The organism is Shewanella sp. NKUCC01_JLK, assembly GCF_019345615.1.
Taxonomy (GTDB): Bacteria; Pseudomonadota; Gammaproteobacteria; order Enterobacterales; family Shewanellaceae; genus Shewanella; species Shewanella oncorhynchi.
Window position 1 is genome coordinate 41,820 of record NZ_JAHKRD010000009.1, and the last position, 23,921, is coordinate 65,740.

22 protein-coding genes are annotated in these 23,921 nt (G+C 44.6%); 9 read left to right on the top strand and 13 right to left on the bottom strand.

The features are described from left to right. Window positions 1-86: 86 nt before the first annotated feature. Entirely contained in the window at window positions 87-1,898 is a 1,812-nt protein-coding gene (locus tag KO537_RS11080) for a PhnD/SsuA/transferrin family substrate-binding protein (RefSeq protein WP_219234487.1), read from the top strand. A gap of 66 nt (window positions 1,899-1,964) precedes the next feature. Here the strand turns inward: KO537_RS11080 and KO537_RS11085 are convergent, their stop codons facing one another. The 3 genes from KO537_RS11085 to KO537_RS11095 form a co-directional block, all read right to left on the bottom strand. Next, the gene (locus KO537_RS11085) at window positions 1,965-2,291 is read right to left on the bottom strand and encodes a hypothetical protein (protein ID WP_219234488.1); all 327 of its coding nucleotides are present in this window, start codon (window positions 2,289-2,291) and stop codon (window positions 1,965-1,967) included. Between the two features lie 96 nt (window positions 2,292-2,387). Further along, on the bottom strand, window positions 2,388-3,221 hold the full coding sequence (locus tag KO537_RS11090; protein WP_219234489.1) for a hypothetical protein: 834 nt from the start codon (window positions 3,219-3,221) through the stop codon (window positions 2,388-2,390). Window positions 3,222-3,629: 408 nt separating this feature from the next. Next, window positions 3,630-4,541, bottom strand: coding sequence for a LysR family transcriptional regulator (locus tag KO537_RS11095; RefSeq protein ID WP_219234490.1), 912 nt, complete (start codon window positions 4,539-4,541; stop codon window positions 3,630-3,632). Between the two features lie 111 nt (window positions 4,542-4,652). Between KO537_RS11095 and KO537_RS11100 the strand changes: the two genes are divergently transcribed. From KO537_RS11100 to KO537_RS11110, 3 genes are read left to right on the top strand one after another with little or no spacing between them, the layout of a single operon-like run. Then, entirely contained in the window at window positions 4,653-5,789 is a 1,137-nt protein-coding gene (locus KO537_RS11100) for an alkene reductase (protein ID WP_105251243.1), read from the top strand. Next, complete coding sequence (locus KO537_RS11105; RefSeq protein WP_219234491.1) at window positions 5,789-6,427, top strand: ester cyclase; 639 nt, start codon at window positions 5,789-5,791, stop codon at window positions 6,425-6,427. The genes KO537_RS11100 and KO537_RS11105 overlap by 1 nt, the downstream gene beginning before the upstream one ends. Continuing rightward, entirely contained in the window at window positions 6,424-7,416 is a 993-nt protein-coding gene (locus tag KO537_RS11110; RefSeq protein WP_006087074.1) for a polysaccharide deacetylase family protein, read from the top strand. The genes KO537_RS11105 and KO537_RS11110 overlap by 4 nt, the downstream gene beginning before the upstream one ends. A 104-nt stretch (window positions 7,417-7,520) precedes the next feature. Here the strand turns inward: KO537_RS11110 and KO537_RS11115 are convergent, their stop codons facing one another. The 5 genes from KO537_RS11115 to KO537_RS11135 all read right to left on the bottom strand — a co-directional run bounded on the left by KO537_RS11115 (window position 7,521) and on the right by KO537_RS11135 (window position 13,898). Next, window positions 7,521-8,681 carry a putative sulfate/molybdate transporter gene (locus KO537_RS11115; RefSeq protein WP_219234492.1) on the bottom strand — a complete coding sequence of 387 codons (1,161 nt, stop codon included), beginning with the start codon at window positions 8,679-8,681 and terminating at the stop codon, window positions 7,521-7,523. Between the two features lie 314 nt (window positions 8,682-8,995). Continuing rightward, window positions 8,996-10,384 (bottom strand): tetrathionate reductase family octaheme c-type cytochrome, encoded by a 1,389-nt coding sequence (locus KO537_RS11120; RefSeq protein ID WP_219234493.1) that lies wholly within the window; start codon window positions 10,382-10,384, stop codon window positions 8,996-8,998. A 55-nt stretch (window positions 10,385-10,439) separates the two neighbouring features. Next, on the bottom strand, window positions 10,440-12,164 hold the full coding sequence (locus KO537_RS11125) for a DUF3373 domain-containing protein (protein WP_198573047.1): 1,725 nt from the start codon (window positions 12,162-12,164) through the stop codon (window positions 10,440-10,442). A 191-nt stretch (window positions 12,165-12,355) separates the two neighbouring features. Then, window positions 12,356-12,685, bottom strand: coding sequence for a cytochrome c (locus tag KO537_RS11130; RefSeq protein ID WP_105251249.1), 330 nt, complete (start codon window positions 12,683-12,685; stop codon window positions 12,356-12,358). 481 nt (window positions 12,686-13,166) lie between these two features. Further along, complete coding sequence (locus tag KO537_RS11135) at window positions 13,167-13,898, bottom strand: SDR family oxidoreductase (protein WP_173247217.1); 732 nt, start codon at window positions 13,896-13,898, stop codon at window positions 13,167-13,169. A gap of 191 nt (window positions 13,899-14,089) precedes the next feature. Between KO537_RS11135 and KO537_RS11140 the strand changes: the two genes are divergently transcribed. After that, window positions 14,090-14,929, top strand: a complete 840-nt coding sequence (locus tag KO537_RS11140; RefSeq protein ID WP_173496440.1) for a LysR family transcriptional regulator — start codon at window positions 14,090-14,092, stop codon at window positions 14,927-14,929. Window positions 14,930-14,962: 33 nt separating this feature from the next. Here KO537_RS11140 and KO537_RS11145 read toward each other — a convergent pair whose 3' ends face one another. From KO537_RS11145 to KO537_RS11155, 3 genes are all read right to left on the bottom strand, one after another. After that, the gene (locus KO537_RS11145; RefSeq protein WP_173247210.1) at window positions 14,963-15,739 is read right to left on the bottom strand and encodes a transporter substrate-binding domain-containing protein; all 777 of its coding nucleotides are present in this window, start codon (window positions 15,737-15,739) and stop codon (window positions 14,963-14,965) included. A gap of 232 nt (window positions 15,740-15,971) precedes the next feature. Beyond that, the gene (locus KO537_RS11150) at window positions 15,972-17,510 is read right to left on the bottom strand and encodes a tetratricopeptide repeat protein (protein WP_219234494.1); all 1,539 of its coding nucleotides are present in this window, start codon (window positions 17,508-17,510) and stop codon (window positions 15,972-15,974) included. A 118-nt stretch (window positions 17,511-17,628) separates the two neighbouring features. Then, the gene (locus KO537_RS11155; RefSeq protein ID WP_219234495.1) at window positions 17,629-18,465 is read right to left on the bottom strand and encodes a mechanosensitive ion channel family protein; all 837 of its coding nucleotides are present in this window, start codon (window positions 18,463-18,465) and stop codon (window positions 17,629-17,631) included. A 169-nt stretch (window positions 18,466-18,634) separates the two neighbouring features. Between KO537_RS11155 and KO537_RS11160 the strand changes: the two genes are divergently transcribed. Together KO537_RS11160 and KO537_RS11165 are read left to right on the top strand one after the other, a co-directional pair. Continuing rightward, on the top strand, window positions 18,635-19,114 hold the full coding sequence (locus KO537_RS11160; protein ID WP_105251255.1) for a hypothetical protein: 480 nt from the start codon (window positions 18,635-18,637) through the stop codon (window positions 19,112-19,114). A 377-nt stretch (window positions 19,115-19,491) separates the two neighbouring features. Next, window positions 19,492-20,667: a type III PLP-dependent enzyme gene (locus tag KO537_RS11165; RefSeq protein WP_105251256.1), complete on the top strand. Its 1,176-nt coding sequence runs from the start codon at window positions 19,492-19,494 to the stop codon at window positions 20,665-20,667. A gap of 65 nt (window positions 20,668-20,732) precedes the next feature. Here KO537_RS11165 and KO537_RS11170 read toward each other — a convergent pair whose 3' ends face one another. Beyond that, complete coding sequence (locus KO537_RS11170) at window positions 20,733-20,945, bottom strand: YdcH family protein (RefSeq protein WP_006083288.1); 213 nt, start codon at window positions 20,943-20,945, stop codon at window positions 20,733-20,735. Between the two features lie 413 nt (window positions 20,946-21,358). Between KO537_RS11170 and udp the strand changes: the two genes are divergently transcribed. Next, window positions 21,359-22,117 carry a uridine phosphorylase gene (gene udp, locus KO537_RS11175; RefSeq protein WP_105251257.1) on the top strand — a complete coding sequence of 253 codons (759 nt, stop codon included), beginning with the start codon at window positions 21,359-21,361 and terminating at the stop codon, window positions 22,115-22,117. Window positions 22,118-22,219: 102 nt separating this feature from the next. On the opposite strand, the gene KO537_RS11180 is transcribed toward udp, so the two are convergent. Further along, window positions 22,220-22,972 carry an outer membrane protein OmpK gene (locus tag KO537_RS11180; protein ID WP_219234496.1) on the bottom strand — a complete coding sequence of 251 codons (753 nt, stop codon included), beginning with the start codon at window positions 22,970-22,972 and terminating at the stop codon, window positions 22,220-22,222. A gap of 475 nt (window positions 22,973-23,447) precedes the next feature. Between KO537_RS11180 and KO537_RS11185 the strand changes: the two genes are divergently transcribed. Continuing rightward, the gene (locus tag KO537_RS11185; RefSeq protein WP_219234497.1) at window positions 23,448-23,918 is read left to right on the top strand and encodes an NfeD family protein; all 471 of its coding nucleotides are present in this window, start codon (window positions 23,448-23,450) and stop codon (window positions 23,916-23,918) included. Window positions 23,919-23,921 lie beyond the last annotated feature (3 nt).

Below are 23,921 nucleotides of genomic sequence, written 5' to 3' on the forward strand. Positions count from 1 at the left end.
GTTTGGCGGCATTTCACAGCTTGATTTTTATCTGCGAGCTAAAATCGTTCCATGACAATGGCATATAAGAGTGGGTAATAGAGACGATGACGATTGACTCTTGGTGTAAAGCGATATTGATGGGATGCTTGCTGAGTGTTATTGGGCTTAATCCGTCCTATGCCAACGAAGCGACAGAAGTGAACCATTTTAGAGTCGGAGTGCTGGCAAATCATGGCGTGTTACAGGCCAAGCAGCGTTGGCAACCTATGATGGATTACCTCAGTGAGCAAGTACCTAATAGTCATTTTGAAGTCGTGCCTGTGGATTTTAATGGCATGCGTAGTCAGTTACTTGAGCATGATTTGCAGTTTATCGTCACGAACCCTGGGCAATATCTGCATCTAAGTAACAACTTCCCGCTGTCTTGGCTTGCGACAATGAAGAGCCGTAAGCATCAAGGCAGCACTTTTACCATAGGCGCGACCATTATTGTTCGCGCCGACAGCCCTATCCGTACCTTGCAGGATTTGCGCGGGCGCAATGTGGTTGCAAGTGATCCGCAGGCCTTGGGGGGGTATCAAGCGGCCATGGGGTTACTGCATAAAATGGGTTTTTTACCCGAACAGTTTTTTGGGCAAGTGCGCTTCCTCGGGTTCCCGTTAGAACCGCTTATCTATCAAGTCAGAGATGGCAGTGCCGACGCCGCAATAGCGCCTTTTTGTACCTTAGAGGAAATGATCGCAACGGGTCTTGTTAATCAGGGCGATTATCGGGTTATCCATCCTGCAACGCCTGCAGGATATGATTGTGAGGTGAGCACTCAGTTATACCCAAACTGGTCATTCGCTGCGGCGGATACGGTTTCTCCTAAGCTGACGATGGCGATTACCCGCGCCTTATTCGATTTACCCGCCGATCATATTGCAGCAATTACCGCCGATACTTTGGGCTGGACTGCGCCCGTGAGCCAGTTAAAAGTGATTGAGTTATTTAAAGAATTACAACTACAGGGAGCATCACCACCACTTTATCAAACCGTATACAAATGGATGGCAAAAAATAAAGAATGGGGTGGCGCACTGTTGTTAATTTTCATTATTTCCACCATTTATCACCTGTGGCTTGAATATAAGTTTCGCCAGAAAAGTGAGTTTTTAGTCAGCACTGAGCGCCAATTAAAGGACAAGGCACTGCAGCTTGAGCGACTGCAAAGTGCGGCGATTCTTGGGGAAATAGGTGCAGGACTTGCCCATGAACTCAATCAACCTATAGCCGCTATTACCCAATACAGCGAAGGTGCCATGCTGCAACTGGAAAGGCTTGGGCAAGATAATCCTGAACTCTATGATGTACTCGGTAAAATTAATGCGCAGTCGATTCGCGCTGGAGCGGTTGTGCATCGTATTCGCGGTTTACTCAAGCGGCGTCAGGCCAAGACCGAACCTTTAGATATAGTGCCAGTGGTGAAAGAAGCTTTAGCTCTGTTGCGGCGCGAGCTAGACCGAGCGAATGTGCAAGTGAATGTGCGAGTGCAGGGTGAGCCCTTTGAACTGATGGGCGATAGCGTTGGTTTAAGCCAAATGTGGGTCAATTTAGTAAAAAATAGCTTAGATGCGTTAGAAACCTGCAGCGATAATCGTGTGCGTCAATTATGGATCGATATCTATTATCATCCAAATGAAATCAAGGTGTTAGTTATTGATAATGGCGAAGGGCTACAGGGGCAGGCGAGTGAGTTGATGGCATCTTTTGCCTCAACCAAAGATGCGGGATTAGGGCTTGGCTTAGCCATCTGTAAGGATGTGGTCACCCGCCATCACGGCAGCATTCAAATCGAAAACTGTCAGCAATCCACGCAAGCTTTACTGCCTTGGCAACAGGGCTGTGTGGTGACAGTCGTTCTTCCCAAGGAATAGGGTTATACACTTATGAGCAACCCTTAATGTGCGCATTAGCCCGGAGCATCCGACAGCTTTTATTGGTTAGCGGTTAATATTAATAAAAGCATCATTTTCATAATAATATTTTGCTGCACTAATTAATTCATTTAACCCAGCTTCAGAATTTTGTTGCAGCAAATTACTCTTAATACTTTGCAAATCTGACACACTTAAGAAGCTTTTATAACCAATAGATGTTGGGTAAATTGGTTCATCATCACTACCACGATCTTCTTCTGTGTCATCGTTAAGTACAAGACATAATATCGAGTCATTAATTTCTTTATTAGAAGGTATATATACATCCCACTTCCAATCTAAAGATTCAATTTTATCCAACATGTTCTTGAGAGTTAATTCTAAACGCATTACGCACCTTTTGTGATATAGCTAGTCATTCCCGCGCCTTATTTGCGGTTAGTTTTGGGATGGAAAAGCCTTCGCTTGATCTCTGATCCACTTCATTCATAACTGTAGATATTTACCAAAATATTCATCGACAGTTTTATGGCAGTATTTATCTTCACCTCGCCAATACTCAGCGAACACCCAGTCATTTTTGCCTTTAGAAGGGCGATTGTAGCTCCTTGGTCGTAACACTCCAATACTGGCTAAAATTTCTATTAATACCTGCCTTTCTGCCTTACTGGACTTTACGATCTTAGCCAATCTTTTTTCAAGGGCACTGGGATAATGAGTAGGTTCCGAACTTTCGATAGTGCTTAATATTTCTTTGAAACAATTTAAGTCTTCATCAGTTGGGCCAGGGATATCCGTATTTATAAATTGGTTTAAGTCAAAATATGTATATAAAATATCGCCATGACGGACACCACCCCATTTGATACGCTCGAAATTCAATACGTTTATATCTGTGTTGTTATAGTTGTGACTGCCCCTTATCCCGTATTTGCTGTCTCGGCATACACCGCAGGTGTAGGAGTGTGAAGTTGGTTTTCCGTCGGAATATGAAGTGCCGGATATAACGGGTGTATATTTATGCTCTGGGATATTTTTGGCAATTGAATAGGATGATAAAGAAGATCTTAAGTCTAAGCGGCGAGTTGTCAGGCTACTTAAAAAACCTTTAGCAATTTGTGCTCTGGATATTGTTTTTACTACTTTTGCAATGGTATCTATGCAGTCATCATGAGAAATCGAAATCGAAATCGGATCAAACATTAATCCTTGTGACTTTGCGTACTCAAAATCTCCATCAGATAAGAGTCTATCTTTTGAGTCTATCCATCCATTCTTCCAGTAGGTGGAGAATAATATTTTCTTCGCTTTCTTATCCATATTTGAATTTATGCTTTCACTTAACGTTTGAGTATTAATGTGTAGCGTTGTTTGCGAGACATAAATCACTTGTTCGACTTGGCTACTACGACGATGTTAATTGGTGTGAATGATGCTATAGGAATTTGTTTTGACAGGGTAGTGGTTTTTATACAACTTTGGTGGTAATTGCTTGATATCGTTTTAGCTTTATCATTACGTTTGCATTATTAGTGACGTTGATTTCGAGTAATCTGGCCTTACATTTTGGTTGACACAGGTACTACATCATCTCAACGACATTAAACCTATAAGGCATATTTACTTTTAGTTTTCTATCATCTAGCAACGACTTGATGGTGGTTATTTTCTTCACATGACCACTTGTTTATCGTGGTTTTCTATTAGGATACTTTGGACGTTTGTAATTTAGGGCAGTGGATAGTTTTGGGAGAACTGGCTGAGCTTTTCTACTAAAAACTCTATGGTGCGACGGACCTTATGGCTGGGATAATCGGTTTGTAGGTATACCAATTGCAGTGGGATCGGTGGGGCTATTTTATCGGCTAGCACTAAGTGGAGTCTGCCTTCGGTCACATCTTGCGCCACATCGAGCCAACTCTTATAGGCAATTCCACGACCTGAGAGTGCCCAGTCGCGGATCACTGCGCCATCGTTACAAAAACGTTGGCCCCTGACTTCGATTTCAACGGGCGCGCCGTTATGACTTAACTTCCATTTCTGCCACGGCTCACCGCCGCGATTTAAGATCAGTACTGCGTGTTGGCTCAGTTCATTTAGCGTGCTTGGTGTGCCGTGTTGTGCCAGATAAGCGGGTGAGGCGACCAGTACCCTTGGGGTCATGGCGAGCTGACGCCTTTTAAGGTTTGAGTCGTCAAGTTGGCCATAGCGCAAAGCCAAATGGATATTTTGGTCGATTAAGTCTGTCATATGATCGCCAAAATACAGCTGCACTGTCAGTTCTGGGGCGCTGTCCATCAATTCATCGAGCCAAGCACGGATCTGGCTGCGACCAATATCCGAAGGTAACGCGAGGCGTACTTCACCCTTAAGCTCACCCCTGTGTTCGGCTAAATTGGCGCTGGCGGTTTCGAGAATCGCCAGTGCGGGTTTCGCAGAATCGAGAAAAATCCGCCCTTCTTCTGTGAGCTGTAAGCGCCGCGTCGAGCGAGCAAATAGCTGACATCCTAGCTTTTTCTCTAATCTTTGCAGCGCGGCACTTGCCGCTGCCGGCGTCATGCCTATTTCTTTACTGGCTGCCGAGAGACTCTCTAAGGCTGCGATACGCAGCGCTAATTGCAGATCGTTTAAATGATACATATCAAATTATTTTTGAAAATGATTTTAATAATAGCCTGATTATCAATATAGATTAACTAATGCACAATTGCACCACTGATGTTTCATCTTAATTTCTGGTTCGGAGTGTGTATGAGTCTATTCATGTCTTACAAATTAGCGTCACTGGCATTAAACAATCGCATCGTGATGGCCCCTATGACTCGGGCGCGTACTACGCAGCCAGGCAATATTCCTAATGATCTGATGGCGCAATATTATGCCCAGCGCGCCTCGGCGGGGTTAATCATCACAGAAGCGACACAAATCTCCGATGACAGCCAAGGTTATTCATTTACGCCGGGCGTGTATACTGCTGAGCAAATTGAGGGCTGGAAAAAAGTCACAGCGGCAGTGCATCAGGCTGGTGGTAAAATCTTCAATCAAATTTGGCATGTTGGCCGTGTATCGCACCCGATTTTTCAGCAGGGTAATGCCCCGATTGCGCCATCGGCCATTGCGCCCGTTGGCACAAAAGTATGGATTGTGGATGAAGCGCATCCTGAAGGGCAAATGGTGGATTGCCCAGAACCTAGGGCTATGGTGCAAGCGGATATCGACCGTGTTGTGGCCGATTTTGCACAGGCGGGAGTGAATGCGGTTGCGGCGGGTTTTGATGGCATCGAAATTCACGGTGGCAATGGTTATCTAATTGACCAGTTTTTACGCACCAATTCAAACCACAGAACTGATGCCTACGGCGGTACTCAGGAAAATCGCATTCGTTTTTTACTCGAAATTGTCCAAGCCGTGAGTGCGAAAATTGGTGCCAATAAAGTCGGGGTTCGCCTCGCCCCTTACGTGACGTTTAAAGATATGGCGTGTCCTGAAATTGTAGACACTATTCTGTTAGCGGCTAAGCATTTATCGGCATTGGGCGTGGCATATTTACATCTTTCAGAGGCTGATTGGGATGATGCGCCGCAGGTGCCAGAGTCCTTTAGAGTCGAGCTGCGTAAAGTCTTTAAGGGCAGCATTATTGTTGCGGGTCGCTATGATGTGGCGCGTGCCAATGAAGTGATTGATAACGGTTATGCGGATTTAGTTGCCTTCGGTCGACCTTTTATTGCAAATCCTGATTTGCCTTACCGTTTAATGCATCAATTGCCTTTATCTGCATTCGACAAAGGGCCCTTGTTTGGCGGTAGTGCAGCGGGTTATACCGATTATCCTACACACAACGAAGCATTGAGAGCCGTCATCCGATCCGCTGACGATGAGGTGGCATAATGGATCGGGTTAACACTTTGTATGTTCAGCGCTTACCCGCTTGGCTTAGTTTAAGTCTATGGTTTTCAGGCTTTATAGGTATCGCTATTGTGGGTTTTAGCTTAGCAAGTCTGAGCATGGATGCGTTAGCCGCTCAAGGGGCAACAACACAGGATAGTGCTAAAGTGCGAGCGGCGTTAGTGCCAAAAGTGGCGGCAATGGAAACGATTTCTGATGAATCACCGCAGGCACTGGCTATCGCCCGCGCCGCTTTGTTATATGCCAGTTTTTGGCACACGGGCGATGCAAGTTTTGCCCACGGCGCATTGGCGACTGGTTTTATCGACCGTACTCTGCCCGCTGGCCGCGCACAGGGAATCACGGGTTCACTCGAAGCCTCAAAGGCATTTAGGGCAGCGGTCCCCGATCTCTCTGTTTCAGTTGAGCATTTGCTAGTCGTTGGCGATCGTGCAGTGGTACGTCTGCGTTTTAATGGCCGCTTCACTGGTGTCTTTGGTGAGCAAAAAGGCCAAGGGCAGAAAATCGATTTTCGTGCTGTTGACATGTATCGAGTACGGGATGGTTTCATCACAGATAACTGGCACCTCGAAGATTATCAAACGCTATTTTCTCAATTAGCTGCAGGGACTCAATCATGAATCAACGTCGACGATTTTTAATGGCAGGTGGCGCCATCGCTGCTGGGTTCGGCCTAAGCCAAACGGCGCTTGCTATTGGTTTACCATCATTAGATACCTTAGAAAATGACTCCAAAAGTTCAGGTGGCAGTGGGATGAACAAAATATTTTGGCCAAGTGGTGAGCAGTTAGTGATTTCAATCTCAATGCAGTTTGAAGCAGGTGCTCAAGATAAAAATGCCGAAGGGCCGTTTCCGCCGATGGAAAAGGGCTATCCAGATACCATCACCCCGACTTGGTACGATTACGGTATGAACGAAGGCATTCCAAGACTGCTGCGTTTGTGGCGTAAGCACAATATCAAGGTGACTTCTCACATGGTTGGGCGCGCCGCTGAGCTACATCCTCAACTTGCCAAACAAGTTGCAGATGAGGGGCATGAGATTTCGGGTCACGGACAAACGTGGACGCCACAATACAGCATGTCGCCAGCAGAGGAACGCGCCTCCTATGTGGCGAGTATTGAGACGCTGCAAAGGATCACAGGTCAGCGCCCCTTAGGTTTTAATGCCTTTTGGATGCGCCATAGTACTCAAACCCTCAATATTTTGCAGGACTTAGGTTTTATTTATCACATTGATGACCTATCGCGGGACGAGCCTTCAATTATCCCTGTAGGAAATAAGCCCTTTGCGGTTGTGCCTTACACTTTACGTAACAATGATATCGGACGTTTTGGTGGCAACACAGCTATGACGGCCGCGGCCTTTTTACAGGAACTAAAGGATGAGTTCGATATGCTCTATCAAGAAGGTTCGACGCAGCGACGGATGATGTCGATCAGTGTGCACGACCGTATTGGTGGCGCTCCTGGACTTGTGACCGCTTTAGATAAGTTTATTCAGTACGCTAAAGGTCACACTAACGTAGGCTTTATGCGTAAAGATGCCATTGCTAAATGGGCGCTGGCGCAAAAGGACACACCGACCAATCCTGCAAGAACATTTTAGCCTGCTGTAGCTTTGTTAGAAGAGGTTTGAATGGTTAACAAAAAGCGCGTTGTATAACGCGCTTTTTGTTTTTGGGAACCCTTATTACAGCAAGTCGGAAGTGATTAACGCATGGCCAGCATGGCCCAAGTGCGGCGACCTTGCTCCAGAATTATCCCCACGGCAAGTCCCGCAGCGGCGTTGATAGCGAGGCAAGTCACAGCGGTTGATAAAATCACAAAGATACAGAAGGGCTTACCATCGATTAAGCGTTTCGACCATGCTAATTGCAGCCCCGCAGTGGTCAGTAAACTGCCGAGGATTGCCATAGGAATAAGGCTTAATAGCCAAGCGATATTAGTACCCCAGCATAGGGCTATCATTAAGCATGTACTGCCAAAAATTAACGGCGCCAGATAAGTGCGAGCACCAAAATGGTATTGCACCGCAAGTCCGCCCGCACCGTGGCACATGGCCGAGGCACCAAAGGGCGCGAGCAATAAGTTGGCAAGACCTGAGCTAATGGCGAAGTTTTTGGGTGTGAGTTTGGCGGCATCTTCAGGGAATTTCTCCTGTGCCATTACAGACGTGGCAATGACCGCATTGGTTAAGGTTAATGCCAGTTGTGGTAAAACCAATAAAAGGGCGGCAGAGGTCCACTCAATAGACGTCGGCCAAGCCAATTGAAATGGCGCTGTCATTGCTTGGATATCAAAGTTAGTGGCTAAATTAGTTTGTGTACTTGCTTGCCAAATCATCCCCGCCGCTATGACTAAGGGCATGGCAAGGTAACGCAGCGGCAAAAATTTACTGATAAATAACAGTACAAATGCCCCCACGCCAACCAGCCAAAATTCACTCATCATCTTAGTGCCCATCCACATCAGTTGCAGACCTATGGCGAGTTGAATGCCAACACTCACAGCTTGGGATAACTGTTTGGCTAACCAAGTGATGGCGCCGCTAAAGGCGAGAATTAACAGGATAATGCCCATTAACATGGCGCTTGCCTGCAACATGCCTGGGGTTAAGCCCTGAGCGATCACCAGTGCAGCGATGACTTTCATCGGTTGTACCGGAATCGGGCGACGGTAAAACAGCGCGCTGAGAATAGCGAATAGACCAAACCCCAAAAATATCCCTTGGGGCGAAAATTGATTGAGGGCAATTAGCCCTAGCACTAAAGGTAAAAAAGTGCCTAAGTCGGCAAAAGCGCCACTGGTTTCACCGAGTAAACGGTTGAATGAAGGATTGGATACTGTTTGGGGAATTTTGCCCGAGGTCATACTGATTGCCGTAATTGAACACGCTATGACTACGCAAAATAAATGCCATAAAAATCAGATGATTTGGGGGGTAAACAGAGTCAAACTACCGTATTGAGTCACTCAATGAGACAAACTGGGGCAAGGCCGAAGAATGGCTGAGTCTAATTGTCTTTTTGGGTGAGAGTAACAAGATAATAAAAAAAGAGATCTTAGTAAAAACTAAGATCTCAAAGGGTATTACCGGGAACTCGATTTGGTTCATCAGTTGTGTTCACTTCGATGCCTTACTAAAAGTAAGATATCTGTGATGCTCAAATCAGTGAACGATTCAATCAAGGCTGTTTGTGTTTTGGCCCTTGTTTATTTTTCATCGGGTCACCTTGATAACCTAGGGCTTGCCAATCGAGTCTTGTGCCTTTGTTATGGCAGTCGTTACAATTTAATGCTTGCTCCTTTGGTGACACCATATGGTTTATCCGCCACCACATTTCAGTGGCTGCAAAGTCATATTCACCACTATATTTGATACCTTTCTCAAGCATAGTCGTGTTCGCTTCCATTCCTAGTTTTGCCGCTAAGTTCCAATCAAACTCGCTCCAGAATCCCCCTTTGCCATAGGTTTTCGGTGTGATAAAAATATTGAGTTTTTTATCGTAAATTTGTTTACCCGTGTGCACCTTGAAAGGATAGATTTTTGCTTTGACATCATTTATATCGCCAATGGGATAGGTCAATTTAGTGACTGTACTCGGATCCATTTTATCACCTGCCATATAAGCATTGGCTGTGCCGTTGTACCAAGCGTATTGGGGTTTGACCATTTTTTCCCAAACAAAATCTCCTTTTTTCTTTTGGTAGGTATGCTTACCGTATTGGTCGAGTGTTTCTTTTTTATCATCTCCAGCTGTTGACCAGTCCCAGCGCATTTTTGTCGGTTCGTTTTTAGCAAAATACGGAATATGACAGGTTTGACAGGCAACTGCCGCTGTATGAGTATTGAGTTTTTTGTTCGCGTGTGGCGCTGATTCGTGGCAGTTTTCACAGCCAATATGGTCGACACCACCGGGTGAAACCCCCATAGCATTACCTGAGATCATGTGTTTCTCAGTGGTGTGGCAGTTCTGACATTGAAAGTCATTACCGTCGCTATCCATATGCACATCCGTCGCTTTGTCTGGATAAGACATGGATGAGTCTAAGTCCCCATGTTTTACCGCGTCACCACCGCCACCATAGAAGTGGCAACTACCGCAGTTATCCCGTACAGGTTCGCCAACATTTTGAGCTATTTTAGTCAGATCGAGTTTTGCCATAGGTTCACCTGCGCCAGCGGGATCTTTAACATAAGTTCCTGTAGTGTCGTGACAAACTAGGCAGTCGACTTTGGTTTTATCTTTAAAGTCAAAGTTACTGTCTTTCCAACCATAACCCGCGTGACAACTGGTACAGCGGGGTTCATTGCTGGAAATGGCAACGCAGAAGTTATTAATGCTGTTTTTCTTACCTCTTACGACTGTCCTATCGGGAAGTTTTTGTTCTAACTCCCAAGTCCAATGGGAGGTTTTCATCACGTCAGTCGCTTGATTTTCATGGCAGACTAAACATTGTGTGGTCACCTGTGAGCCTGTGGTAAACGGGCCTTTAAGTGCCTCTTTATGGGGATTAGCGGCGTAGGCATTTAATGTCATGCTCGCTAAGGCAATGAGGATGAGCTTATTCATTTTGTACTCCCGCCCTCGATGTAACTGAGGGCTGATAGTTGTTATCAATGACGGATTAGAAGTTGATGGTGAGTGAGGCGTTGACATCAAACGCGGTATCAACCACTGGCAACATGGAATAAGCAGAGCCAGCTAGCACATCGTCGATTTTTTGTGGAGCACCCACAGGTGTACCGCTGCCTGTGTACTCGTAGTCGTAATAGAGGCCAGCAAGTTTGATAAACATTTTGGGGTTAATATCAAAGATGTAATAGGCTTCTGCTACATGTCCTCGGGTAGCTAACTTACTACCAATAGGGTCATCCTGTGCCTGGGTAAAAGGCGTCCAATATTCGGAGCCATAGTTATATTCCAGACCCAATTTGCCGTAGGGAGCAGGAATTTGTACGCCGACATAAATACCATAACCGTCTTTGGCTTCGGTATCGTCACTGGTTTTAGGCACCATAATAATCTCAGTACCAGTGCTGTTTAGCTCGGCTTCAAATATGGCATCGGATAACATGCCGCCAAACATGCCTGCGTTACCGTTAGGCTCGGCGCGAGTCCAGCCGAATGATGCAAACCATTTGATATCGTTTGCTTCTTCGCGCGCAAAACCAATTCCTCCTAGATACATGTCGCCGATAACCCCGCTGGGTTGTACTCGGGTAACAAAGTTAAAGTTGTCGAACTTTTGCATATCTTGATACATGGTGGGGGCGAAAATGCCCGCAAGCTGGGTAGGGAAGGCCATGGTGCCTTTAAAGCCGTCATTAACATCTTTGGCGCCAAACAGGGTGAACTGGAGGAAGTTGGTGCCATCGTTGATCGCATCGATATTAAAGCCACCAAGGTGAGTATCCTTGGTGACAATATCACCAAACATCTCGCCATTTCCCCATTGTGATTCAAAGCCTTGGCCGTAACAGAAACGGACGACTTGGCCCTCGATACCTGTGATTTCGCCTAGGTTGTAGCCTAAGGTGGCGCCATCGAAGTTGAAGTTGACTAAATGTCCTGAAGGTGTGCCGCCACGCATTTCATTCTCGCGGTAGTGACTGGGTGGACCATAGGTGGAAGGGCGACGACCTATGGAGAGATAAAACTCTGATCCATTAATGTTTTTCCAATCGAAATAGGCGCGTTCGACCCGCAGCCAGTCACCACTGGTATTGCCGCTACTGGTACCATCCATAGTGAAAGAACGCCAAGAATCAAATACTTGAACTCCGGTAGAGTCACCCCAGTTTTTATACATACTGAGGCGGCCAGCAAAACTGACGTTATCCCATACCTTAGCTTTCAGATTTAACCGCAGGCGAGTGGTGTAAAAAATATCGTTATCTATGTCCTGTACACTTTTGGGCGCGAGCACATAGGGCATAACACCTTGTAACATGCCATTTTGGAAGGCTGCAGCAAGGTCTGGATTAGCTTGCATCATTTTCCCTAGTGGGGAGTTGAGATCGTTGGGCATACCGAAAGCGCCGGACATGGCTTTGGCACCAAAGTCGTTGAAATTGACTTTGATGGCCGGATTCCAGACAACATCGCGGTAATGTAGTGAATGAGCTTTAGTGCGGAAATCACCTGTAATTTCAAGGCGGTCTAACGATGTGTGCCGCTCGGTTTTGTCGACGCGATTATTGAGATCATCCAATTGCTCGGTAATATCGGCAAGCTTCTGTTTTAACTCGGTAATTTTTTGATTTTCCTGTTGCACATCATTAGGTGTAGCAAAAGATTGGCCTGACATAAACAAGGCATTGGCAACGAGGATTGAGATAAGAGTACGCATAAGGTTTCTCCCAGAGTTGTTCTGTTGGCATGATTGCGCTAAGTGCATTTCGCCAAATTTACCCAATAGGAGTCCCTGAGGTGTGTTCCCCATTTTTCTCGAATTGGTTTTTTAATTTTTAATTCAATGTGTTAGTGAGCAGTTGCAGGGGAGCTCTCTACCATTGTCTTAGGCCATAACGTTGGCAGAGATCAACCGCAGGTTTGGGGTTGGTCCGAGTCGGCGGCGTGGTCATACAAAAATTGCTGTATATCCTTGAGGTCTTGCTCCGAGAGGCCATTGAATACCTCTGGTTTGAATTTGTGCTTATCTTTATCAAAGAAGCGATCCCACTGGCTCATCGTTTTGGCCATTGGCGTGAGTTCACCACCTTCACCGCCTTGGCTATGGCAGGCTTTGCATTCTTTTTTGTACAAATGTTTACCTTTCTTTGGATTACCTCCCTCTGCGGCATACGCATTAATACTCAAGCTGCCGATCACTGCCATGGCAATTGCTATCTTAGTTGACGTTTTCATCATCTCATTCCTTACTTTTTGTGATTATTTACATTTATTTGTTGGTTAAGTGTTTTTATTGATTCCACTTTGTAAATTAATTTATCAAATCCTACGGTGTGTAAATTTGAGGTATATCACTTTCATTAAAAAAATCTAATTGATAAAAAGTTCATTGATAAAAATCTAATTGATGATGTTATAGAGCGGTATGATTATTTTTTTCTGATTTAAAAACAATGAACTAGTCTACGTGCTAAATTAGCTCTGATAACTTTGAGTTTCGAGTTTTGCGCCTAAAGCACAAAAAATGGACTGTGATTAAGCTAACACTTTGTAAAATATGCACTCACTAAAGTAGTGATGTTGAAACTTAGCAGCTGTTTGGCAGGCTTTATTGGGAAGTAAATAATGCCAGAGTTGATTCTGGCATTATTGATTTTGGGGATAGGTTTGGTTGTCTTTCGAAGCAAGATAACTTAGATAAAAGTAGACTCAGAACGGATTAAGGTTGCTGGCGCGTTGGTGCTAGAACGATTTCGCGTACGCACACATTTTGCGGTTGTTGCCATGCAAACAGCGCAGCAGCGGCGACGTTTTCAGGGGAGATAACGCCGCCCATTTCTTCTTTCCAGTCATGGTAACCCGCTTTAATGTCATCGCTGGTGGTATGGCTCAACAACTCGGTTTCTACTGCGCCTGGGGCGATAGTGATAAGGCGTACGTCATCCATGGCGACTTCTTCACGAATGTTTTCTGTTAAGGCGTGCACGGCAAATTTAGTGGCGCAGTAAGCGGCGTGGTTTGGAAAAGTTTTACGCCCTGCCACTGAGCTGACATTAATGATAGTGCCAGTTTTGCGAGCTTTCATGTCGGCTAATACCGCATGAATACCATTAAGCACGCCCATCACATTGATATTGAGCATGCGGCTCCATTCCTTGGGATCTTGCACATCGATTTGGCCTAGTAGCATGATTCCCGCGTTATTGATAAGACAGCCGACCGGGCCAAATTGTGCTTCTGCTTGGGTTATGGCTGTTTTAATAGCTGCGCCGTCGGTGACATCGACGCTGATAGAAAGGCTGTTTGGTAATTCAAGCGCTTGCATTGCTTCAACTCGGCGTGCCAGTAATAGCAGCGGGTGGCCTGCAGCGCTAAAGCTTTTGGCCATAGCGGCGCCAATACCCGATGAAGCGCCCGTGATGACAACCAGTGATTTAGTAACTTGATTCATTAGTATTTCCTATTAATTGGAGCCAATGTAAGCCGTAAACAAACTGTTGTTCGGCGTCTTGAACTTGTTAACCAGTATAGACTGGGGATTTTCAGTCGAAAAATACTTATTCCAGCTGGATATGATAGGCTCAGCCTATGGCACTATTGTTGAAATTTGTGCTGAACTCGTCGGTTGTCGGAGAAGATTAAATGGTCGATTTGCGTTTGCTGCGTTTCTTTATCGCAATTTTTGAAGAGAACAATATTACCTCGGCGGCTAACCGTTGCTTTGTGAGCCAGCCTTCACTGTCTGCTGGGTTAAAGCAACTCGAAGAAGAGCTTGGTGGTCAGTTATTTGAGCGCAGCAAAAAAGGCGTTAAACCTTTGGACAGCGCGCACTATCTATACCCTTTGGCGGTTAAATTAGTCGAGGAGGCGAGTAAGTTACCAGGCTTGTTTATGGCGAAGGCAAGCCGGCAAAAGCTACGTTTGGCTGTGATGCCAGACTTAAGCCAGCGGCGTTTGGCAGGATTTTTACAACAGGTGAATCAAGCCATTGATAAGTTAGATCTTGAACTGGTGGACTATCAAAGCCCTGCAGATTGCCGTTTAAGCATCGACAGCTTGCGCCATGAAGATGAAGTATTTTTTCCGCTGTGGGAGGAGGATTATGTGCTCTGCGTCCCCAAGGATCATACCCTCGCCCAAGTAGATAGCCTACGTCCCGAGCAGCTCAATGGCTTTGACTTTATTGAGTGCCCACCCTGTGAAGCCCATCAGCAAACAATAGGTTTATTGGCGTGCAGCAATATGTCGCTTAATTTGGTCGCTAAGGCTGAGTCAAAATCTCTAGTGATGTCGCTAGTGTTAGCCGGATTTGGCGTGAGTTTTTTACCCGATGGTTTGATTGAAGATGAGCCTAGGCTCAAGCAAGTGAAATTTGATGGTCCGAGAATGTTCCGTCGTATTGGTTTGTGTTATCCCTCCCATCAGGCAGTTGCGCCAACATTGGCGACCTTGTTACGGCATTTAGCCGCTCGACCGAATTAATTCCAAGTTAGTTTTGGGTTATCAGCATTCAGATTAGTGAGTCGCTAAGGGCGATTCAGTGAGATTAAGTGGAGGCTCGACGCCGTAGGATTTAAATAGTTGAGTAATTTCACCAGAGGTGCGCATGTCGTCGACTATCTGGTGAACTTGCTTGGCATATTGATGCTGCGGCGACATGAGCGGAATACTGAAATAGCGGCCATTTTTGCTGATATCTACGTACGCCATCTGTTTGAGTTGGGGATCTTTGGCAAAAAATTGCATCTCATGCTGTTCGGAGGTGATGGCTAAATCGATACGCTCAGCCTTCAACATATTGATTAACTGACCATTATCATTAACAAAAGACACTTTTAGTTGGTTTTGATTGTCATTAAACTGCGGACAGTAAAAAGCGCCTCTAAGTGCGCCAATGATATGAGGTTTTAGTTCATCGAAATGTTTGACTTCAAGTTGTCTATTCGCAAGGGCAAAGTAATAGACGTAGCGCTTGTCGTATCCCAGTAGCATAGGGTCTAGAAAATCGTTGCGCTCTGGCGTCATCGAATGGACAGGAATTAGGTCGACTTGTCCCATTTCTGCCACTTTAATTGTGCGTGCCCAAGGCACATTACTCCAATTTATCTTGTGACCTAGGCGGGCGATGACTTCATTGATGACTGCGGCACCTGGGCCTTTGCACTCACCATTTTCGACATAAATAACAGGATGCCTATCGCGGCAGTGTGCTTGCCAGACAACGGCAGAGGTTTCTGCCCTTGCTTGGGGCAGAAATAAGCATGAAATGACAATGATCAGTATCAGCCTCATACATCTTGCCTATTAAAATGCTCAGTTTTAATTATCGGGCTGGACAGTTAATTCGACTAGGTTTTATTTTTGAGTCGTTTAGCTGCGCAGGTTTGGTCAATAATTGATTGTAGTGCTTATACATCCACTGTGCTTTTTAAGTAATTATAAATTCACTCTATTTTGTAACCAAACGGTTTGGCCTGTTAAATCTGACCAAACCTTTTCTGGGGCTCATTCGCTGCTAGGAAACTTACCTATCCGACTCAAGATAGGGCGTTAATTGGGTTTCAATAGCCTCAATTTGAGTTTCGGCGTAGGCAAGTTCGGATTCGGTTAAACATGATTTTGCGGTGTTTTGATGGAGTCGTTGAGCGCTATTCATCCCGTATTTACCAAAATGACGTAGCAATAAACTAGACCAAATAAACATTTGTATAGGTTTATTTAATTGTTCTGCGCCGTAAATATTGACCAGCTCCCGCATAGCAATTTCATGACCTAGCTCTGCCGATTTGACGTACCAAGCTTCTGCCGCTTGTAGAGCCTCTTGAGTGGTTTTTTCACCACTTAAAAATGATTCAGCCTTATAGAAATAAAAATATTGTTGTTGCTCAGCGGGGATTGGATGCTGATGCAAGAAACTGTCACGTAGACGCTCAGCCTCTCTTATCTCTAAGGTACCTAGTTGCTGACTGAATCTGGCTAATTCTTTTAGGTGATCTGCTCTATTGCTCATGGCCGCGAGCTGGTAATACATTAACGCTTTAATTGGTTGGCGACTCACGCCTAAACCTTGCTCATAAATCTTGCCTAAGCCTAGCAGTGCGTCTTCATTCCACTTAAGTGCGAATTCTTCAAAGTCAATTTTAGCCTGTTGGTAATCACTTTCATTTTGTGGCGCTTTCAGTAAAAGATGAGCAAATTCAATCTTAGCGAAGTCATTACCTCTAGCGACAGATTGGCTTAACCAATGGCGCGCCTTGTCATAGTCGACAGCAAAATCTTCACCGTAGAGGAAACGTTTACCAAGATAATACTGGCGGAAATCATCGTCTGCGGCGCGCTCGCTAAGTAATGCCTCTGCACGCGCTAAATCTTTAGGTCCACCTTGGCCTGCAGCAAGCATATGCCCTAGATCATCTTTTGCTAATTCATAATCAGCGGCTGCGGATTTCTCAAAGTATTCACGTGCTTTGATATAGTCCGAAGTGACGCGCTCATCATGCCAGTAGAGTGTGGCTAAATGGTAATAGGCTCTTTGGTTTTCTTGTGCGGCGGCTTTTTCGAACCAGTAAATTGCTTGGCTAGCATCGGGATCGAGAAAGGGCTGGCTTAGATACAAGTAAGCAAGCTCATATTGAAACTCGGCTTGCCCCGCTTCGGCATTAGGTTTGAGCTGTTCTGCCTGTGCGATTAACTCATCGAGTGTTTGCGACTCAGAAGAGAGCAAATTAGGTAGTGTGAGCATGGGTAAATATTGAGGCTCTATTTCGGCGGCTTTTTTATACCAATCGTTAGATGCCTTGGGATCGGCGGGAACTTGTGGGAATCGACCGGAATAAAGTTCGGCCATAGCAATGGCGGCAACGGCTAAGCCTTTATCGACTGCCTGCTGAATATAATCTAGGCCAGAGTTGACTTCGCCTTGGTTAATCAGTGTTAAGCCATGATTGAGTAGCGCAGTAGGATCACCTGCGGCAAGTGCTTTAGCTTGCACTTGTTTTTTTTGATATTTAGCGAAAAAAATAAACAGTACAATAAAAGCAATAATTATGAGTATCAACAACATAGTAGTCCATCACTATCGATATTTGGGAGTATAGTAAACGTAAATTTTTACAAGAATGCAAGTTTACAATTTGGGCTAGGCTGATCGACTAAGCCGACCAATCCCATGGGCATTAGCGTTATTTATCTTGTAGATGGATCTCTCTAATGGGGCAGGCAATCTCGATTCCTGCCTGCTTAAGGGCGTTATAAAGAGCGAGGTTCACCTTATATTTATGCTGAAAATAGCTTTGTGTGGGCACCCAGTAACGAACCCCCATTTCAATTCCATTAGCATTAAAACCATTGATGCCAATATTAGGTGTGGTCTCTTGATAAACATAGGGATTATTGCTTAATAACTCAGTAATCACACTAATGGCTCGTTCGGGATCTGTGTTGTAACTGAGATTGAACTGGGTTTCGACTAGCTTATTGCTGAAGGAGTTGTGCAGGATTTCGCCGACGATATGCTTATTAGGAATGCTGATTTGCTCACCTTCCTCATTGGTCAGTATGGTCATGCCTAAGTGGATACGTTTAACAACGCCGCTTTCCCCTTTAATTTCGATAGTATTGCCTACCACAAAAGGGCGGGTGACGATAATAGTCACGCCTGCGGCATAGTTCGCTAGCATGCCTTGTAAGGCTAAACCTGCACCGAGGGAGGCGGCACCAATTGCCGCAACCATAGGGGTAATACTGATGCCGATCTTGCCGAGGGCGATAATCCCGACCATGACTATGATCAAAATGCGGATAAGATTGCTGACAAAATTGCTTAGGGTGATATCGATATTGTGTTTGTCGAATTGCTTAGCGATTAATCGTGATACTTTACTGGCTACCCATAAACCTAACAAAAAGATCAGCAAAGCACCTACGAGTTGAAAGCTATAGGTGACTAAAAACTCGGTGATGAGTTGATAAACGCCTTGTAGTTGCTGCAATTCTTGATCGAGTCCAGGTGTTATCATTATGATATCCTTGTAATAAAATTAACTGTGCGATTATAGCGTAGAAATTCCACCAAATACTTTTCGCCCTTCATGTGTGAAGCGTATCATGTAATCGTGGTTGGTTTAATGAGTCGATAGGGGGAGTCAGGTATGCTGTTCGCCTATCCAATAATGGAGTCGAGTGTTTATGAAAACGCTGTTGTTATGTTTGTCTTGTCTGTTAACCCCAATCTGGGCGTATGCTGCGAGTTATGTTGCCGGAGATGCGATTAATCCCATTTCACTTCTCGACCAAAATGATAAAACCATTAATGTGACTGATGAGACTCAAGTGCTGCTCTTTAGTCGCAGCATGAAAGGCGGTGATGTGATTAAGGATGCACTTACGCCCTTGAGCGCGACTCAAATGCCAACGGGTTTAGTTTATGTTGCCGATATCAGTGGTATGCCTTCTTTGATCGCTAAATTTGTGGCTGTGCCACAGATGCAAGATTTACCTTTTGCGATTGGGTTAGATAGGGATGGTGAGATCAGTCGTTTATTACCTGATAACAAAGATATGGCCACTATGATATTACTCAAGCAGCGTAACATTCTGGACATTGCCTATTTTGATTCCAGTGAAGCCTTGAACCAAGCCCTCGCAAAACTCAATCAGCCGCAGTAACAACTCGATTTAACGGACGTATTTTAAGGCATCCATTCGTCTTCTTTTCGCTGTGTGATTGTTACTTCAAGATAACTGTTTTTAGATGGATATTTTGGCTCCAGCCAGTCTATCCATCTCCCTTCCGATAACGTCGTAAAAAATTCACTTTTTATTCTGATAATGAACACAAATTTACCTTAGGGTTTGTGTGCATAATTATTTGTTTTATAGCGCCTTTTTTTGATGGTTCAGCTCCTTAAAGAGTTGGGGCATAAAAAGTTATTAATTCAGCATAAAAATTCGTTGCGTAAAGCGAAAAAATATCGTTTACTGCGCACGTTTTTACTACATCACACTTACTGTTATCTATCTGACCCAAAGGAGACTCTGGCCCAATGAGCCAATTTCAATCTATTGATGTTGCTGACTATTATGATATGGACACATTCAAGCGTATTGAAGCGTTTGCCAAAGACAAAGCAACCCCGTTCGTAGTGATCGATACAAGTATCATAGCGAAACAATACGATGACATGGTTAATAGTTTTCCTTACGCCAACGTTTATTATGCAGTTAAGGCAAACCCCGCGGCCGAGATCTTATCTTTACTAAAAGATAAAGGGTCAAACTTTGATATTGCCTCGATTTATGAGCTAGATATGGTCATGAATGTCGGTGTGACAACCGATCGAGTCAGCTATGGTAATACAATTAAAAAGCGTCAAGATGTGCGTGCATTTTATGAGCGTGGCGTGCGTATGTATGCATCTGACTCAGAAGCTGATTTGCGAATGATCGCTGAAGAAGCACCGGGTTCACGTATTTATGTGCGCATTCTGACCGAAGGTACAGATACCGCTGATTGGCCGTTATCCCGTAAATTCGGCTGCCAAAACGAAATGGCCTATGAGCTATTAGTATTGGCACAGGAATTAGGCTTAGAGCCTTTTGGTATTTCTTTCCATGTGGGTTCTCAGCAACGTGACATAGGTGCTTGGGATTCCGCTATTGGTAAAGTGAAAAGCATTTTTGACCGTCTGCGTGATGAGCACAATATCACCCTGAAGATGATCAACATGGGTGGCGGTTTCCCTGCTAACTATATTGATAAAACCAATCAATTGGGTGTGTATGCCGAGCAAATCACTCACTTCCTGAAGGAAGATTTTGGTGATGATTTACCACAAATTATTTTGGAACCAGGTCGTTCGTTGATCTCTAACGCGGGGATTTTAGTGTCTGAAGTGGTACTGATCAGCAAAAAATCTTACACAGCGTTAGAGCGTTGGGTGTTTACCGATGTGGGTAAATTCTCTGGCTTGATTGAAACGATGGACGAGGCGATTAAGTTCCCGATTTATACTGAGCGTCAAGGCGAGCTGGATAAATGCGTGATTGCCGGCCCAACCTGTGACAGTGCAGATATCATGTATGAGCACTATAGCTATGGCTTACCAAATGACTTAGCCATTGGCGACCGTATGTATTGGTTAACCGCAGGGGCTTATACGACGACGTATTCAGCAGTATGCTTTAACGGTTTCCCACCGCTGAAGGATTACTATCTGTAAGCGATTGTGGTGACATTAATAAGGGCGCTTAGGCGCCCTTATTTGTCTTTAGAGTAATAGCGGGATTACTCGTGGGATTTGAGGATCTGATAAATTTCCTCTTTTAAGTGTAACTTTCTGCTTTTGAGTTCTTTCACAGTGGGGTTGAAATCACTGGCGACACGTTTTTCCAGTTGTTTGATTTCCTCGTCTAACTGATTATGCTCATTAAACTTACGTTGAAAATGAGCATCTTGGGTTTTCAGGGTGGAAATTAATTCTCTGTACTCTGGAAACATCGGCATTCTCCTTGTCGTCATTTACTACACTTCAGGTTACGCCTTAACCCTAACCTTATACTAAGTCGTTAAACGTGACTTAGATCACTTTTAGCGGTCACTTAGATTAATACTAATGGATGATTTATTTTAATCTATTTTAAATCAGTATCTTAGGCGTTTGTTGCCACAACCTCTGGCATGAGTTCAGGATCTGGTTCACACTTTGTTTGGTATAAATCAGACTGACATTCGAAATATGGGCAAATTTGCTATCTTGTGAGCAGATGCTGGTGTAGTTGGTAATTTCATTACGACTAAACAATTACTTCTTGCCGATAATTCTGTGATCAAGTTAACCTTCACCGCTTCGATACTAGGTTAAAGTCGATTTTATAAGAATTTAATTATCAAAAATGAAAGGGGTTTTCACAATGGCTGATGTATTTCATTTAGGTTTGACCAAAGCGATGCTCGATGGTGCAACCTTAGCAATCGTTCCTGGTGATCCAGAGCGTGTAAAACGTATTGCCGAACTAATGGACAATGCGACGTTTCTTGCTAGCCACCGCGAGTATACAAGCTATTTAGCGTATGCCGATGGCAAGCCAGTAGTCGTGTGTTCAACCGGTATTGGTGGTCCATCTACTTCTATCGCAGTAGAAGAACTTGCACAATTAGGTGTGAATACCTTCCTGCGTGTAGGGACTACAGGCGCAATCCAACCTCATGTTAATGTGGGTGATGTGATTGTTACTCAAGCTTCAGTACGTTTAGATGGCGCGAGCTTACATTTTGCACCTATGGAATATCCAGCGGTTGCAAACTTTGAATGTACCACAGCTATGGTTGCAGCGTGTCGCGATGCTGGCGTTGAGCCACACATTGGCGTAACAGCTTCTTCTGATACTTTCTACCCAGGCCAAGAGCGTTATGACACTGTCACAGGCCGTGTAACGCGTCGTTTCGCGGGTTCAATGAAAGAATGGCAAGATATGGGCGTACTGAACTATGAGATGGAGTCTTCCACTTTGTTCACTATGTGTGCCACTCAAGGTTGGCGTGCAGCCTGCGTTGCTGGTGTGATTGTAAACCGCACCCAACAAGAAATTCCTAATGAAGCCACAATGAAGAAAACTGAAGTGAGTGCGGTTTCTATCGTGGTTGCAGCAGCGAAAAAATTGTTAGCTTAATTTTTAGTAAGCTAAGCAACACTCCCTTGCAAAGTGAGTGCTCAGAATAAAAAAGGTGCCAATGGCACCTTTTTTGTTGCTTTAAAACTATGCCGATACCGATTAGAAATGGTATTGAGCAATCACAGAGTAAGTGTCTTGATCGACGCCTTTCACACCGTATTTATTGGTCCACAGATCGTATTCGATACCCACCAATAATTTATTGGCTTGATGATCACCGAACAGGCTCTTACCGAGATCGTATTTTAGCTGTGGGTTGAAATGGAAGTTTTCCTCGTAGCCGTTATCGTCGGTGGCAAATACCCAGTCGATAAAGCCATCGAGTACTATGTTGGCAGATCCAACAGGGATATCGATACGAAATACAGGAGTGAACTGCCAGCCGTCACTATTGTTACCAGTGCTCATACCATCGCGGCGATAGGTATTAAAGTTAAGATAAGTGAAGTATGGTACTGCTACGTCAACCCCTAAACCGTAAAGTAAGCTGTGGACTGGGCCTTCACCTTCTTCATAGGTTAACGCTAGAGACAAGTCTGTTATTGGGCCAAAGGCGATTTTATCGCCAAGAATTTTACTGGCACTAAAACGTGGCGAAATTTCACCATAGGTAGTGCTTTCCATGCCTGTATCGTTACCTTTGAAATAGATAAAATCTTGGAAGGCAAACCAATCACCGTATTTCCAGCCGCCAGCCGTTTCTAGGGTGATAGTGGCTTGTTTATCTGATGGCGCTAAATCGTAGTCTTCGCCATAGAGGGCTGTTGCACTGAAATCCCACCACTGTACTAAGTCACCCGCAAATGCTTGAGGAGAAAGCATTAGTGCTAGGCATAGGCATGTTTTTTTCATTGTTATTTCCTGTTGTATAGGTCGAAGTTAATTCGTGTCTTACTCAATCCGCTCTCTGACCTATGGCATGGTTTGATGGGTAAGTTCAAACCTAGCGCGAGTGTACGTCAAAGGACTTGCTCAAAAGTGGGGGCAATATATGCAAAAATTTACATTTATTCAAAGTTTTTATCGAATGTTGTTGTCAAAATCACATAATCATTAGTGAAGGATTTTATTTTTAGATAATTGATTTTTAATGTTTTTTATTGTTATTGCGCCGCTTGTGGATTGGGAGCTTGCTATCTTTTTGAATTGATTGTGCTTAATTTTAAAACAACCTAACGGCTTTCGTGGGCGGATATGGGAGAATGAGGATTAAGTCATAGGTGGTTGAGTGTGCGTTTTGATAGGGTAAATTTTGACATATTATGTCGATTATCCGAAACTCTGCTGTTATAGTGCAGTAAAGGACACTCTCATTTCAGGGGGAAATATGGAGTTTTCAAATCCGATTTTAGTGTGGGCAGTGATTGGTTTAGTGTTAATGCTCGCCGAAATAGTGGTTCCAGGTGGCATAATAGTGTTGCTGGGTGCGGCTTGTTTAGTTGTGGCAGGTGCGTTAGGCATAGGACTGGTCGAAGGTGTCGTGCAGAGCATGACCCTGTGGTTTATCTCTGCCATTGTGTTGTTATTGGCTTTCAGACAAGTCACTCAGAAGCTCGTTGGTGGTGATTCCCATGTGGATAACACGGATGAAGCAATCGAACTATACAATCAAATTGTTCGCGTAAAGCAGACCATAGGTCCTGGGCAAACACCTGGGCGGGTGGAGTTTCAAGGTAGTGAATGGCCAGCGCTTGGCGATGGCAGCATTATTGAGGCGGGTACCGAAGTCAGAATTATTTGTCGTGAAAATATCGCTCTAGTCGTTGAGCCTATTTCAATAGAAGCTTCCAAAAACTAAAGG